At 61.8% G+C, this 14,567-nt stretch carries 14 protein-coding genes; 5 read left to right on the top strand and 9 right to left on the bottom strand.

The features are described from left to right. Window positions 1-20: 20 nt before the first annotated feature. From KZO25_RS00680 to KZO25_RS00670, 3 genes are all read right to left on the bottom strand, one after another. Window positions 21-704, bottom strand: coding sequence for a hypothetical protein (locus KZO25_RS00680; RefSeq protein ID WP_223135501.1), 684 nt, complete (start codon window positions 702-704; stop codon window positions 21-23). A 153-nt stretch (window positions 705-857) separates the two neighbouring features. Further along, on the bottom strand, window positions 858-2,795 hold the full coding sequence (locus KZO25_RS00675; RefSeq protein WP_223135500.1) for a M48 family metallopeptidase: 1,938 nt from the start codon (window positions 2,793-2,795) through the stop codon (window positions 858-860). 11 nt (window positions 2,796-2,806) lie between these two features. Next, window positions 2,807-3,403 carry a LemA family protein gene (locus KZO25_RS00670; RefSeq protein ID WP_066445470.1) on the bottom strand — a complete coding sequence of 199 codons (597 nt, stop codon included), beginning with the start codon at window positions 3,401-3,403 and terminating at the stop codon, window positions 2,807-2,809. A gap of 290 nt (window positions 3,404-3,693) precedes the next feature. On the opposite strand from KZO25_RS00670, the gene KZO25_RS20120 reads away from it, so the two are divergent. The 4 genes from KZO25_RS20120 to KZO25_RS00645 are packed head-to-tail and all read left to right on the top strand — an operon-like array spanning window position 3,694 to window position 6,253. Further along, window positions 3,694-5,190 (top strand): DUF1538 domain-containing protein, encoded by a 1,497-nt coding sequence (locus KZO25_RS20120; protein ID WP_316935317.1) that lies wholly within the window; start codon window positions 3,694-3,696, stop codon window positions 5,188-5,190. Further along, window positions 5,187-5,537: a P-II family nitrogen regulator gene (locus KZO25_RS00655; protein WP_066445468.1), complete on the top strand. Its 351-nt coding sequence runs from the start codon at window positions 5,187-5,189 to the stop codon at window positions 5,535-5,537. The genes KZO25_RS20120 and KZO25_RS00655 overlap by 4 nt, the downstream gene beginning before the upstream one ends. Window positions 5,538-5,561: 24 nt before the next feature. Continuing rightward, window positions 5,562-5,948, top strand: a complete 387-nt coding sequence (locus KZO25_RS00650) for a CBS domain-containing protein (protein ID WP_066445467.1) — start codon at window positions 5,562-5,564, stop codon at window positions 5,946-5,948. A 17-nt stretch (window positions 5,949-5,965) separates the two neighbouring features. After that, complete coding sequence (locus KZO25_RS00645; protein WP_223135499.1) at window positions 5,966-6,253, top strand: hypothetical protein; 288 nt, start codon at window positions 5,966-5,968, stop codon at window positions 6,251-6,253. A gap of 99 nt (window positions 6,254-6,352) precedes the next feature. Here the strand turns inward: KZO25_RS00645 and pepN are convergent, their stop codons facing one another. The 5 genes from pepN to KZO25_RS00620 form a co-directional block, all read right to left on the bottom strand. Next, window positions 6,353-8,986 (bottom strand): aminopeptidase N, encoded by a 2,634-nt coding sequence (gene pepN / locus KZO25_RS00640; RefSeq protein WP_223135498.1) that lies wholly within the window; start codon window positions 8,984-8,986, stop codon window positions 6,353-6,355. Between the two features lie 76 nt (window positions 8,987-9,062). After that, window positions 9,063-9,467 (bottom strand): YbaN family protein, encoded by a 405-nt coding sequence (locus KZO25_RS00635; protein ID WP_066445460.1) that lies wholly within the window; start codon window positions 9,465-9,467, stop codon window positions 9,063-9,065. Window positions 9,468-9,630: 163 nt separating this feature from the next. Further along, on the bottom strand, window positions 9,631-10,164 hold the full coding sequence (locus KZO25_RS00630) for an Hsp20/alpha crystallin family protein (protein WP_223135497.1): 534 nt from the start codon (window positions 10,162-10,164) through the stop codon (window positions 9,631-9,633). A 218-nt stretch (window positions 10,165-10,382) separates the two neighbouring features. Further along, the gene (locus KZO25_RS00625; RefSeq protein ID WP_043512550.1) at window positions 10,383-10,868 is read right to left on the bottom strand and encodes a YajQ family cyclic di-GMP-binding protein; all 486 of its coding nucleotides are present in this window, start codon (window positions 10,866-10,868) and stop codon (window positions 10,383-10,385) included. Window positions 10,869-10,939: 71 nt separating this feature from the next. Next, on the bottom strand, window positions 10,940-11,398 hold the full coding sequence (locus KZO25_RS00620) for a GNAT family N-acetyltransferase (protein WP_223135496.1): 459 nt from the start codon (window positions 11,396-11,398) through the stop codon (window positions 10,940-10,942). Between the two features lie 164 nt (window positions 11,399-11,562). Between KZO25_RS00620 and KZO25_RS00615 the strand changes: the two genes are divergently transcribed. Next, window positions 11,563-13,077 (top strand): RimK family protein, encoded by a 1,515-nt coding sequence (locus tag KZO25_RS00615; RefSeq protein WP_223135495.1) that lies wholly within the window; start codon window positions 11,563-11,565, stop codon window positions 13,075-13,077. 109 nt (window positions 13,078-13,186) lie between these two features. Here KZO25_RS00615 and KZO25_RS00610 read toward each other — a convergent pair whose 3' ends face one another. Then, window positions 13,187-14,485, bottom strand: a complete 1,299-nt coding sequence (locus KZO25_RS00610) for an adenylosuccinate synthase (protein WP_223135494.1) — start codon at window positions 14,483-14,485, stop codon at window positions 13,187-13,189. Window positions 14,486-14,567: the final 82 nt, after the last annotated feature.

The raw sequence follows: 14,567 nt of genomic DNA, 5'->3' as shown, positions 1-14,567 counted from the left end.
GCATGACGCAGCACGGGCCCTCAATCCTCGATGTCGAACTGAGGCGCTTCACTCTGCGGGTCGCGCCGCTCGGCTTCTTCGAACTGTTCGTCGAGTTGGCGCCGCGCTTCCTCGAAGCGACGCTCGGTTTCCTCCAGCATGGCATCGATATCCGACTGCGTCGTTTCGCCTCGCCGCTCCGCTTCCTCGTCGATGGCCGAAGGGGAGTCGCCGGTATCATCGTCCTGCATGGGTTCGATCGTCGAGCGAAAGTCCGTCGACTCTTCCATCGGCTCCAGTGCCGGCGAATCTCGCTCAACCTCTTCATACTGTTCATCAATACGCCGCTGTGCCTCCTCGAAGCGACGCTCGGTGTCCTCCAGGATGGCATCGATATCCGAGCTGGTAGGCTCACCCGGCAGGGCGCTCCCTTCATCCAAGGTTGCAGCCGGGGATTCACCCAACGTCTCGGCATCCGCTTCGATATCGTCGCCCGGCTCTATGGGAGCAGCGTCCTCCGGTGTGGCCTCTTCCTCTGCCACGGGCGCCTCTTCGGTCGCCGCTTCCGTATCGTCGGGCATGGTATCTTCCAGTGTCTCGCCCGCGGGAATCTCCGTCTCCTCGACCTCGGGTGCCCCGGCCTCGTCTTCCGTATCGCCACAGCCAGCCAGGCCCAGCGCAAGGGTCAGCCCTACCGCGGCAAGCTTCCAGGGGGTCTTCGCCATTCAAGTATCTCCAATCAATGTGAGGCCGTCAGGAAAAGAGATCCATTGCAGCAAAGCCCTGACGAACCTGCAAGTCGAGAGCACGTGCCCTGTGATAATAGGTTGGACAGCGCATCGACAAAACGATCCCTTTTCAGCGGGTAGAGCCAGGTATCAATCAGCGGCTGTCGCCGGCAAAGGGCAGCCCATTGACCAGGCAACCGCCCGCAACATCTCAGCCTCAGGCGGCGCAATACGACCGTCGTGGAACACGCAGCGCGCCATGGCATCCAGCAGCAGAATCTTTTCGTCGTCCGGCAACTGCAGTAGCTGTTCCACTGCCTGATCCAGCTCCGCCGGACCCGCCAGCCGGTCCATGTAAGCTGGCGCGATCGGCAACGCCTGAAGAGCGGACTGAAAAGCCTCCCTGGCCTCAGCCTCTTCCACATCCCCCGCCTTGGCCAGGCTCGACAGCAAACGTGCAATGGGAGCCTCCAGCGCAGCCAGCTGACGATGACGGTGTCGACGGTAACGTGGCCCTTCGATTCCCACAAGCACGATACGATGCAGCGCCCACTGCAGGGCACCGGGGTGCGTCTCCTCGGCCATCAGCCGGGCAAGGCAGGTCCGGAAGCCGGCGAACTGAGTCGTGGTTAGCTGGCGCAGTACCGGTAAAGCCAGTTCGATCAGCGCCAGCCGCTGGCCAGGGGTCATGGCCGCCAGCGGAGGAGCCAGGCGGTCCAGCTCCACCAGCACCTCTGGTAGCGCCTGGTCCACCAGCGCCTGACGCTGGCGCTGGCGGCTGGATGGATCAATGCCCATCAATATGCCGTAGACCAACGCCCGGGCGGCATAGGGCTCATGGGCAGCCTCCAGCAGGCGGTCGTCCAGCCCATCCAAGGTCTGGCGTGCACGCAGGATATCCGCCGGGCCGGGCTGCCCGACCCGCTGCGAAAGGCCATGCGTACCGGCAGAGTGCGTCGTCGTGGGCCGAGACGACAGGGTATCAACGGCGGCTAGACCCGCCAGCCCGGCAGCCGACGGCACATCGCCGGGCTCACGCCTTTCGGCTGCCGGATCGTCACTGACCGGACGCGGCTCCGGGAGGCTTCCATCCCAATCGGGCTCTAGTCGCTCGATACGCGTAGTCAGCGGCGGGTGGGTGGCGGTGAGCCCGCTCAGGCCGCGCAGGCCGCGACCGAAATAGAGATGACTGAACTCGGCTGCCTGAGTGGCCCGCAGCTCGGAGCCATGGGAGTGGGCTGCCAGGCGCTTCAGTGCCCGCGCCAGGCCTGCCGGATTGCGGGTGTACTGCACCGCGCTGGCATCCGCCAGGAACTCGCGCTGCCGGCTGACGGCAGCTTTGATGAGATTGCCGCAGAGCGTTCCCACGTAGCCCACTGCCATCAGAGCAATGCCCGCACCCAGCATTACTGCCTGGCCGTTACCGCGACGCGAGCTGCGCACCGCACGCCGACCGACCATGCCCCGCAGCAGCATGCGGCCGACCAGGCCAATCACCAGAATACCGTAGAGTAGCGCGACGAGGCGCATGTTGAGGCGCATGTCGCCGTGCAGGATATGGCTGAATTCATGGGCTATGACACCCTGTAGCTCGTCTCGATCGAGTGACTGGATAGCGCCACGGGTGACACCGATGGCGGCATCGTGGGGCGCGTGGCCCGCGGCAAAGGCGTTGATGGCGGACTCTTCCAGCACATAGACCGCCGGCACGGGCATGCCAGAGGCGATGGCCATCTCCTCCACCACATTGAGCAGTCGTTGCTCGTCGGTGTCATGGGTATTCGCATTGATCAGGCGTCCCCCCAACGCTTCGGCAACCGCAGAGCCGCCGCCCCGGAGCTGCCGGTGGCGCATCAGGCTTCCGACAGTCACCACTGCCACAACCCCAAGGGCGACACTGCCAAGCAACACCGGCTCGAACGCACGCGCCAGGGGATCGGCACCGGCCTGCCCGCCATCGAGCAGTGCCATGGCCACCGCCACGATCAGCACCGCCGCAGCCACCATACCGGCCACCGCCATGAGCAGCAGGAGTACCAGCCGTACCGTCAGCCGCCGCGCCTGGTCCTGGGCTCCGAAAAAGTCCATTCCTACTCCCGTCAGAAGCTGACCTTGGGTGCCGCCTGAATCTCGGCGCTGTCCTCGAATTCGAGCAGGGCCGCATCCTCTCGATGCCCCAACGGACCTGCCAGCAGGATCGGAGGGAAACTCTGCTTGTAGGTGTTGTACTGCATGACCGCGTCATTGAAGGCCTGACGAGCAAAGGCGACCCGGTTCTCGGTGCTGGTAAGCGTCTCGGAGAGCTGGCGCATATTCTCGGATGCCTTGAGGTCCGGGTATGCCTCCATGACCATGTTGAAGCGTCCAAGCGCAGCCCCCAGCGCCCCTTCGGCACCGGCCAGTTCGGCCATGGCTCCCGGCTCTCCGGGTTGTGCCGCGGCGTGCTTTAGGCCCGCCAGGGCCGTATTACGCGCCTCTGTGACAGCCTGGAGTGTCTCACGCTCATGGGCCATGTAGCCCTTGGCCGTCTCCACCAGATTGGGAATGAGGTCGTAGCGACGCTTCAGCTGCACCTCGATCTGTGCAAAGGCATTCTGATAGCGGTTCTTCAAGGCCACCAACCGGTTGTAAATACTGACGCTGTAGATGACCAGCAGGCCCAGCACCACCAGCACGATGATCAACGAGACATTCATGGCTGCTCCTCTCCTTTTTGCGCGATGCGCGCGATCTCGTTCCGGACGAAAAACATAGTCTTGACCCTGATCAATTCACGACAAACCGGGCATTCCCACACAAGGCCATACGCGATGATATAATGTGGCCTCAGACGTATCATGTCGCCAGTGACCGTGGCACATCGCCAGTCATCCATCGAATCAGGCTAATGTTACTATCTGAAATGACAGGCTAGCCTGTCCACGCCCCGCTTAACAGCGACAAGACCGATTGTCGTATCAACGGAACATGCTCAGGGGAGCCGGTCTTGGCAGAGCAACTCAGGGATTTTCTCAAAGCGCTGGCCCATGCCATGCGTAACCTGTTGCCGATTATCATTGTGGTGGTCCTTTTTCAGGCACTGCTGCTGAGGCAATGGCCCGACAACGGGTTAAGCATGACGATCGGCCTGTTGATCGTTGCCGTTGGCGTCGCGCTGTTCCTGCAGGGGCTAGAACTGAGCATCTTTCCGGTGGGCAAGCGCCTGGCCAACCAGTTCGCCCGCCGCGGCTCGATGCCGATCCTGATGCTGTTCGGCTTTGCCATCGGATTCTCTGCGGTGGTGGCCGAGCCGGCGCTGATCGCTGTCGCCGATCAGGCCGCACAGATCAGCGATGGGCGGATCAACGCCCTGACGCTACGCCTGATCGTTGCCGGCTCCGTGGGGCTGGTGATGGCGCTCGGTGTGTTCCGAATCATTCTGGGCCACCCCCTGCACTGGTATATGATCGTGGGGTATATGCTGGTCGTCTTGGTGACGTTCTTCGCGCCCGAAGAAATCGTCGGCCTGGCCTACGACTCCGGCGGGGTGACCACCAATATCGTCACTGTGCCCCTTATAGCCGCCCTGGGCATTGGCCTCGCGGCCTCCATTCGTGGCCGCAGCTCACTGATCGATGGCTTCGGCCTGGTGGCGCTGGCCGTGATGGTGCCGATGATCAGCGTCCAGCTCTACGGCATCCTGGTCTACGCCGATCCGGGCAGCATCGCCAATAGCGCGGAGCTGGTCGCGCCCAGCAGCGACACAGAGCCCCCTTCCGGGCTGTTGGTCATGGTGCTCGATCTTTTCAGCATGTTGCGCGACGTGCTGCCGATCATTCTGGTGATCCTGTTCTTCCAATACGCCGTCCTCAAGCGTTCACTTGCCGATCCGCTCAGGGTCAGCATTGGCTTCGCCCTGGTCATCATCGGTCTCTACGCCTTCGTGGTGGGTCTCAAGCTCGGCCTCTTCCCCATCGGCCAGAGCATGGCCTACCAATTGGTCACCCTCGATACCTGGCTCTGGGTCTATCTCTTCGCCTTCTGCATCGGTTTCGCCACCACCATGGCCGAACCGGCACTGATCGCCATTGGCCAGCAGGCCGAAGAGGCAGCGGCGGGAAAGATCCAGGGCAACGTGATCCGCCTGCTGGTGGCACTCGGCGTGGCCATTGGCATTACCATCGGTGTACATCGCATCATCACCGGCGACTCCATTCACCACTACATTATCGGTGGTTATACGCTGGTTATCCTGCTGACCGCCCTGGCGCCCCGGTATATCGTGGCTTTGGCCTTCGACCTGGGAGGCGTAACGACCTCCGAGGTGACCGTGCCCCTGGTAACGGCGCTCGGCATTGGCCTGGCCAGCCAGATCGATGGACGTAACGTACTGATCGACGGCTTCGGGCTGATCGCTTTCGCCTCGATCTTCCCTATCGTGACCGTTATGAGCTATGCCATCCTCATGGATTGGGTGGCCAAGTCTGGAGGCAAGAAGACATGAAGTTTTCGCTATTGGTTGCCATCGCTCCGGAGGATCTCGAGCAGGAGTGCATCGATGCCGCCACCGACGCGGGTGCCGTTGGCATGACCCTGATGTCAGGCCGAGGAATCGGTGGGGAGCGCAAGAAGACCTTCTTCGGCCTGACCTTCGAGGGCAGTCAAAGCATCATGCTGATGACGCTGGAGAAAGGTCTGTCGCTCAAGGTACTTAAGGCCATACGCCAGGTACTCAACGCTTCCGGCGATGACTCCAAGGGTCTGGTAATGACGCTGCCCGTGGAGCACCTCGGTGGCATCGACATGTCGCAGGTCAAGCGCTTCGAAGAGCGGCTCAGACACGACCACTGATTCAATAACAGACGGAGTGAAAAGATGCTGGTCAAGGACATCATGATGCGCGACGTGGTGACGGTATCGCCCTTCGCCACCCTTCGCGACGCCCTGGGGTTGATGAAGCGCCACAACCTCAAAAGCCTGGTCGTCGAGCAGCAGGACCCCCACGACGCCTGGGGCCTGATTACCTATACCAATATCCTCAAGACCATCGTCGCCGAGAACGGTGATATCGACTTGATCAACGTCTATGACGTCTGCGCCAAGCCGGCCATCGGCGTCGGCGAGTCACTGGATGTGCGTCATGTCGCCAGCCTGATGACCGACAGCGTGGTGAAGCGGATTCTGGTGCTCGATGACAACAAGTTGGTGGGCCTGGTCACCATGGATGATATCGTAGGGACCGTTCTCGACATGATCGAGTAAGGCTACCGGAACGACACATGCAAGATTTCTTTACCTGGCTGGGCAAGACACTCGGCGAGATCATCCGTTTCGTGGTGGATCTGCTGATCCACTTCTTCCAGAACCTGGGCGATGCCGCCCGTGGATTTTTCCACGGCCTCTCCGCTTCGCTAGGCGTCCCGACTACCCTGGTGAGCCTGTTGATCCTGGTTCTCGGCCTGTGGCTGCTCTATCTGGGCCTGCGCGCCCTGCTGCGCCGGCGCCTGGTGGCGACCCTGATCTGGGGGCTGCTCGGCGTCACGGTGTTGAGCTGGCTGATCAACTGAGCCTTCTCCGCCCGAAGCAACAGCACCACCCGAAACAGCAGCGCCGCCCCATGGGCGGCGCTGTGGTTCGTGCCAGGTCTAGCGACCGATTGCCGGCCTTCAAGCCAGCGCTTTTTCCACCACCTCATAGACGTTCGGCGAGAGCTCCTCGGCGCGAATACGCTCGAGCTCACCCTTCATCAAGTCCTGGCGGGTCTCGTCGAAGCGCTGCCAGCGGGTCAGCGGAGTGATCAGCCGTGCGGCGATCTCCGGGTTGAGTCGATTCAGCTCGATCACCACATCGGCGAGCAGTCGGTAGCCCTCTCCATCGATACGATGAAAGTTGACGCGGTTCTGGTTGGCGAAAGTTCCGACCAGGGCACGCACCCTGTTGGGATTCTTCAATGAGAAGGCCGGATGGTCCATCAGGTACCTGACACGGTCCAGCGCATCCGACTGAGGGCGGGTGACCTGAATGCTGAACCACTGGTCCATTACCAGCGGGTCGTGCGCCCATTTCTCACCGAAGGCTCGCAAAGCCGGGTCGGCCAGGTCCGTGCGGCTGCTGTGAGTGAGCAGGGTCAAGGCGTGCCGCACGTCGGTCATGTTGTGGTCGGCATGGAACTGCGCCTGGGCCGCTTCGATGCCCTGCTCATCCTCTATCGCCATCAAGTAGTTAAGGGCAACGTTCTTGAGGCTGCGCTGGCCAATCTGCTCCGGTTCGGGAGCATAGGGAGCATCCGAGCGATTCGCCTCGAAAAGCGCCATGAACTCATCGCGAAGGGTGACAGCCAGGGATTGCTTGACGAAGGTGCGCGCCGCATGGATGGCATCCACATCCACCAGCGGCTGCTGTTCGGCGATATAAGCTTCGGAGGGAAGGGTCAACATCTCGGCCAGCACCGCCTTGTCGTCGCCGCCACGCTCCAGCAGGGCCCGGAAGGCCTCGACAACACGAGGATCCATCACCTTCTCGACACCATTGCGGTGTGCAGCAATCAAGTCATCCAGCGCCAGCATGGCCAGTCGCTGGCCGGCATCCCAGCGATTGAAACCGTCGGAGTCACTGGCCATGAGGAATGCCAGGTCTTCGCGACTGTAGTGGAAGCGCAGCTGAACCGGCGCAGAGAAGCCGCGCAGCAAGGAGGGCACCGGCGCCTCGGAAACGTCAGTGAAGATGAACGTCTGTTCGTCTTCACATAGATGAATCACCGCATCACTACCCAGCGAATCACCGTTCAACGTCAAGGGCAGGTCACGACCGCTCTTGGTACCTACCAGGCCCATACGCAGCGGAATGTGCAGCGGCTTTTTCTCAGGTTGGCCGGGGGTGGCCGGGGTACGCTGGCGCAGGGTCAGGTGGTATTCGGCATTGGCATAGTCGTACTCACCGTGGGCATCGATCTCCGGCGTCCCGGCCTGAGAGTACCAGCGCATGAACTGGGACAGGTCAAGCCCCGATGCCTCTGCCATGCAGCCTACGAAATCCTCGATGGTTACCGCCTGCCCGTCGAAGCGTCCAAAGTAGAGATCACTGCCGCGGCGAAAAGCTTCCCAGCCCACCAGATTGCGCAGCATGCGGACCACCTCTGCCCCCTTTTCATAAATAGTCAGGGTGTAGAAATTGGTGATCTCTATGTAATGATCAGGGCGTATCGGATGCGCCGTAGGCCCGGCATCCTCGGCAAACTGGGCTGTGCGGAAGAAGGAGACGTCCTCGATGCGCTTGACCGGCGCCGAATTGACATCGGCAGAGAAGCATTGATCACGGAAGACGGTGAATCCCTCCTTCAGCGAGAGCTGGAACCAGTCACGACAGGTCACCCGGTTCCCTGACCAATTGTGGAAGTATTCGTGGGCAACGATCCCCTCGACCCGCTGGAAGGCGGCATCGGTGGCGGTATGGGGATGGGTGAGCACCGCTGCCGAGTTGAAGATGTTGAGTCCCTTGTTCTCCATGGCGCCCATATTGAAGTCGTTGACCGCCACGATCATGAACAGGTCCAGGTCGTACTCACGCCCGTAGGTCTCTTCATCCCACGTCATGGCCCGCTTCAGTGACGCCATGGCATGGTCGGTCTTGTCGAGGTTCTCCTCCTCGACCCATATCTGCAGCGCCACCTCGCGCCCGCTCATGGTGGTAAAGCTGTCTTCTACTTTCTGGAGATCCCCGGCAACCAGGGCGAACAGATAGCAGGGCTTGGGGTGTGGATCCTCCCAGGTCACGAAATGGCGCCCACTCGGCAGCTCACCGCGCTCCACCGGATTGCCGTTCGAAAGCAATACCGGCTCACGGGTTGCGTCGCCTATCACCGTGGTGGAAAAGGTCGCCATGACATCGGGTCGGTCCGGGTAATAGGTGATGCGACGGAAGCCCTCTGCCTCACACTGGGTACAGTACATGCCGTTGGAGAGGTAGAGTCCCTCGAGCGCGGTATTTTCCTGCGGGGCGATTTCCACCTCGGTATCCAGCAGGAAACGCTCCGGCACCCGGTGTACGATCAGACCGGTTGCCGTGAGCGCATACTCATCCTGTTCCAGTGGCTGACCATCGATGGCGATGGACTTGAGCACGAGCTGCTCGCCATCGAGCTCGAGGGCGGCGCCGGCTTCTCGTTCCGGATGGCGCTCCAGGTGCAGGCGAGCCTTGACCCGGGTGGCATCGGGCTTGAGATCGAAGGTCAGTTCGGTGTGAGTGGCACGGTAGGCAGGCGGCCGATAGTCGCTGAGATAGGTCGGCTTGGGTTCAGACATCGCGGAAAGGCTCCTGACGGGAATCGACGACCATTGTACGGGGGCCGGCTCCCGAACCTCAAAGGCAGCCGTCGATTCAGCGGCGAACAAGCTGCGCGGGGGGAGCGCCAAGCCCCCGAGGCTCGGGACGGCTGGCAATCCACAGGCCCAGCAGCACGAGCCCGGTAACAAGCGTCACTTTCAGCCAGACCACGCTGAGGGTGAACAGCAATACCAGGATCGAGAAGCTCAGCATGGCCCCAGCCAACCATTTGGCGTGGCGGGGAATGGCTCTCTCGCCCTCCCAGGCCACCACGGCCGGACCGAAGCGGGGATGCTCACGAATCCACAGCGCAAAACGCGGCGATCCGCGAGAGGCCGCCCAGACCGCCAGCAGCATGAAGCAGGTTGTCGGCATCAGCGGCACGAAGACACCGATGACACCGAGGCAGAAGCTGACCCAGGCCAGGGCAATGTATGCGGCACGGCGAAGCGAGTGCATGCGCTTCCTCCGGAAATGAGGCGATCCTGTTGATGACCATTGAAGCCCATCACTGCCGCCGTGGCCAATCGCCTCTGCCTATGGCGAAAAAAAGAGCCCGCCACTGGGCGAGCCCGATACTGTCATCAGCGACCGGCATTGACAACCAGGTTATCAGCCGTTTTCACTGAATTGGTATTTCACGGCGGGCCGGCTTGGCTTGTTCGCTGCGCGGCACCCGCACCGTCAGCACCCCTTTATCGAATGAGGCCTGGATCTCCTCATCCCGGGCATCCGACGGCAGGTCCAGTACGCGCCGGAAGCTGCCATAGGAGCGCTCGACACGATGGAGCTGGTGCTCCTCCGTACGGCTCTCGTGGCGCTTCTCTCCTTCAATGACCAGGCGATGGTCGTCAAGAGAGAGCGTGATGTCCTTCTCCTCTACCCCCGGCACCTCGACGCTGATCACGTATTCGCTGCCACGCTCGGCGATATCGAGCCGTGGCTGCAGCAGACCCGGCATGTCCCCAAGGCGACTTTCCAGGGACGGCATGCCGAACTGACGCATCACGCTGTCCATCCAGCGATCCAACTCCTGATGCATGCCCAGGAACGGCGTGAGCTCACCCCGCCGGGGCTCAACCGTGGTTGGCGGAGCCGGGGTATCGGCGTTCTCGCTCTTGAACCAGTTCCAGGGAGAGAGCTTCTGCAGATTCATACGCCACCTCCTGTTTGCTCACTTCATAAGTGACACAAATCGGAATACCCAATGCCGTCGGGTTGCCCCTTGGCATTAGCAGAATTGGTGGCGAATGGCGGGATTTCAAGTTCGCTTTCACCCCGACTTGACCTGTATCAGATCACACTGCAGTAGGGTGGAGGATCCAGCATCGAATGTCGTGATGCGGCAAGGCAGCACGACACCAAGGCACTCGCTCAGTCCCGAAAGTTGTCGAACTGCAGCGCCAGGTCGGGGCCGCCCTCGCCCCGCAACAGGGCCATGACCTGCTGCAGGTCGTCGCGCTTCTTGCCGGTCACACGGACCTTGTCGCCCTGGATCTGGGCCTGGACCTTGAGCTTGCTATCCTTGATGCGCTTGACGATATCCTTGGCTTCCTTCTGCTCGAGCCCCTGCTTCAGGACGATCTGCTGGCGGGCCCGGACGCCGGAAAGCTCGGGGTCCTGGGGATCCATGCAGCGGGCATCGATACCCCGGGCAATGAGCCGGTTGCGCAGCACGTCGAGCATCTGCGTCAGCTGGAAATCGACCTCGGCCTCGAGCTGAACGGTGTCACCATTGAGTTCGAGGCTCGCCGTCACACCCTTGAAGTCGAAACGACCCTGGATCTCGCGATTGGCCTGGTCAACGGCGTTGCTGGCTTCGTGCTTGTCGAATTCGGAAACGATGTCGAAGGATGGCATGGTCAAGTCCCACTGGCCGATTATAAGGAGGGTGGAAACGCATTCTAGCAGTTGCAGGTTATATTCACCTATCACACCGCCGTCAGCGGCTTTTCCATCTGCCAGCCGGCGCATCCATCCTCATAGTAGTCTTCCAGCCAACGCTGCAGGCTGAAGCCCATGCGCCGATATAACGCCAGCGCAACCCGGTTGTCGGCACGCACCTCCAGAACCAGGCGCTCACCGCCGCACCGCCGCGCCTCCTGCTCCAGGGCCTCGAGCAATTGGCGACCGATTCCCATCCCACGCGCCTCGGGATGTACGCAGAAGGAGTAGAGACGCACACGCTGACTGCTTCGGCGAAACAGCAGGATGCCATGGCCCAGCAGGCGGTTCTCGGCGTTCTCGACCAGCAGAATATGGGCATTGGCCCGATTGAGCAGGTGCCACAGTTGCCGACGGCTGAATTGATCACCCTCGAAGGCGACCTGCTCGAGACGAACGAGGGCGTCCAGATCCTTGGCCTGCGCCTCGCGCAACGTAACGGTCATGTCATGAATTCCGGTTTGGCAGCAACGGATTGTCGCTATGCATCGCACACTTGTCAGCAGCAACGCTGGATGAAATTTTTTCAGGCTGCCAGCATCTTGTCCATAACCCCGGTCAAGGGCATGCTGAATGCCTCTTCCCGCCGCCCTACCTAACCAGGAACCTCATGTGCCCGCTACGTATCGTCGTTGACCGCCTGGATGACTGGCGGCCCTATTACCCTACCGAGGATCTGGTCAGTGCCGACGATTTCCTGTCACTGGACCGACGGCATCGTACCAGCCGCGACGACCAGGACCGGGCCACTCATGTCATCAACCTTTGCAGTGAGTTGGACTATCTGGGGCGCGGCTACTACGTCTCGCTACTCGCCCAGGCCCGTGGGCAACGTGTCCTGCCCACCGTGGAGACGCTCAACGCACTGGCACGCAAGTCACTGACCGACTTGCAGCTGGACTCCCTGGCACCGCTGCTCGGCGAGCTGGCCAGCGAGGGGCAGCTTCTTGGAGACCAGGTGACACTGCGCCTGCTTTTCGGCGAGTGTCGCGAGCCCGGGCTTGCCAGGCTGGCACGGCGCCTGTTCGAGCGCTTGCCCTGCCCGCTGCTGGAAGCCCGCCTGGTACGTCGTCACGATCTATGGCGCCTGTCACGGCTCAAGCCATTGCGGCTGCGCGACCTGACCGTCGATGAACAGGACCTGTTCGCCTCATCGCTCAATCGCCATTCGCTCAAGGTATGGCGCACGCCCAAGGCGCGTCGGCGCTATCGCTACGACCTGGCAATCCTTATCGATCCTCAGGAAGCCCTTCCACCAAGCAATCGCGGCGCGCTTCGGGCGTTCATCCGCGCGGGCCGCCGCCTGGGAATCAATGTGTCGCTCATCACCCGCCGCGATATGAGCCGGCTTGCCGAATTCGACGGCCTGTTCATTCGCGAAACCACGGCGCTTGATCACCACACTTATCGCATGGCCCGGCTGGCTGAGCATGAAGGCCTGGTGGTGATCGATACCCCTCAGGACATCCTGCGCTGTACCAACAAGGTCTATCTGCATGCCCTGCTACGCGCCCGGGGGGTGCCGGCACCGGAAGGCCGGCTCTTGAAGCGCGGGGACCGGGGCCGCCTGGCCGAATCGCTGCAGGGCATGACCTTCCCACTGGTCTTGAAAATACCTGATGGCGCCTTTTCCCGCGGCGTGGTGAAGGTTTCGGACTCAGACCAACTGGAACGGGAGGCCACCAAGCTGTTCGACAGTTCCGCTCTGCTGCTGCTCCAGGAGTGGCTGCCTACTGAATATGACTGGCGCATCGGCGTGCTCGACGGCCAGGTTCTCTTCGCCAGTTGCTACTACATGTCGCGTGGCCATTGGCAGATCTATGACCATTCCGGTGAACGGATGAAAAGCGGCGGCTTCACCACCCACGATCCCGATGACGCGCCGCCCGCGGTACTTCAGGCTGCCCTCAAGGCCACTCGCCTGATCGGCAACGGCTTCTATGGTGTGGATATCAAGCAGGCCGGCGAGCGAGTCGTGGTCATCGAAGTCAATGACAACCCCAATGTGGATGCCGGCATAGAGGATGCCGTGCTGGGCAAGGCACTTTATGAGCGCATCATGCGCGTCTTCCTGACACGCATGGAAGCACGGCGACATCAGGCGGGCATCGTCAGCCTGCCTTGAAATGCGCCCCCCAAAAAGAACAAGCCGGCTTACGCCGGCTTGTTGCTTCTATTTCTGTATTCTCTTCCGATAACGACTAATTTCGATGTCGATCAAGCCTTACAACTGGCTACTCGCCGTCGAACGGGTTACGCAGCACGATGGTCTCGTTGCGGTCCGGCCCGGTGGAAATGATATCGATGGAAGTACCCACCTTCTCTTCCAGGAAGCTGATATAGGAGCGAGCGTTGGCCGGCAGTTCTTCCACTCGCTTGATCCCGAGGGTCGATTCGCTCCAGCCCGGCAGGTCCTCGTAGACTGGCTCGAGAGCTTCGTAGCCTTCGGAATCCACCGGCGTATCGAGTACCTCGCCGTCCTTGCCGCGATAGCCGACGCAAACCCGGATATTTTCCAGGCCGTCCAGCACATCCAGCTTGGTCAGGCAGATGCCGGAGACAGAGTTGATCTGCACGGCGTGCCGCAGGGCGACGGCATCGAACCAGCCACAGCGGCGCGGGCGCCCGGTGGTGGCGCCGAACTCGTGACCGCGCTCGGCCAGATGGCGGCCATGCTCGTCGAAGAGCTCCGTGGGAAAGGGCCCGGAGCCGACACGGGTGGTGTAAGCCTTGGTGATGCCCAGCACGTAATCGAGGTAGAGCGGCCCCACGCCGGAGCCGGTAGCGGTGCCGCCGGCAGTGGTATTCGAGCTGGTAACGAAGGGATAGGTCCCGTGATCGATATCGAGCAGTGAGCCCTGCGCACCCTCGAAAAGGATGTTTTCCCCGGCTCGGCGAAGCTCATGCACCAGGCCCACGGTGTCGCAGACCATGGGGCGCAGTTCCTCCACCATGACCATGGCTTCGTCGAGCACCTGCTGGAAATCCACCGCCTGCTCGCCGTGATAGTTCACCAGCACGAAGTTGTGATAGTCCAGGACCTCGCCCAGCTTGGAGGCAAAGCGCTCGCGATGGAGCATATCCCCCAGGCGCAGGCCGCGGCGCGCGACCTTGTCCTCGTAGGCGGGGCCGATACCGCGCCCGGTGGTGCCGATCTTGGCGACGCCACGCGCCTTCTCCCGTGCCAGGTCGAGACGGACATGGTAAGGCAGGATCAGCGGGCAGGCGGGCGAAAGACGCAACCGCTCGCGTACCGGAACCCCCTTCGCCTCGAGCTCGCGGATCTCCTTGATCAAGGCTTCCGGCGACAGCACCACGCCGTTGCCGATGACACAGGTCTTGTCCTTGCGCAGGATACCGGAAGGGATCAGGTGGAGAACGGTCTTCTCACCGTCGATGACCAGGGTATGGCCAGCATTGTGCCCCCCCTGGAAACGCACCACTGCAGAAGCGGATTCGGTCAGCAGGTCGACGACCTTGCCCTTGCCCTCGTCTCCCCACTGCGTGCCCAGTACGACTACGTTCTTGCCCATTGTGATCTCGTCTCTCGTGTCGGCGCCCCCACTGGGGCGCGTCCATGATCCGGCCCGCGGGCCGCGTTCGGTGACCGGCCCG

Origin of the sequence: Halomonas sp. ANAO-440 (assembly GCF_019915905.1) — a bacterium.
Lineage (GTDB): Bacteria > Pseudomonadota > Gammaproteobacteria > Pseudomonadales > Halomonadaceae > Halomonas > Halomonas chromatireducens.
The sequence above is the reverse complement of the archived record's forward strand: the minus strand, read 5'-3'. Positions and strand labels throughout refer to the sequence as shown.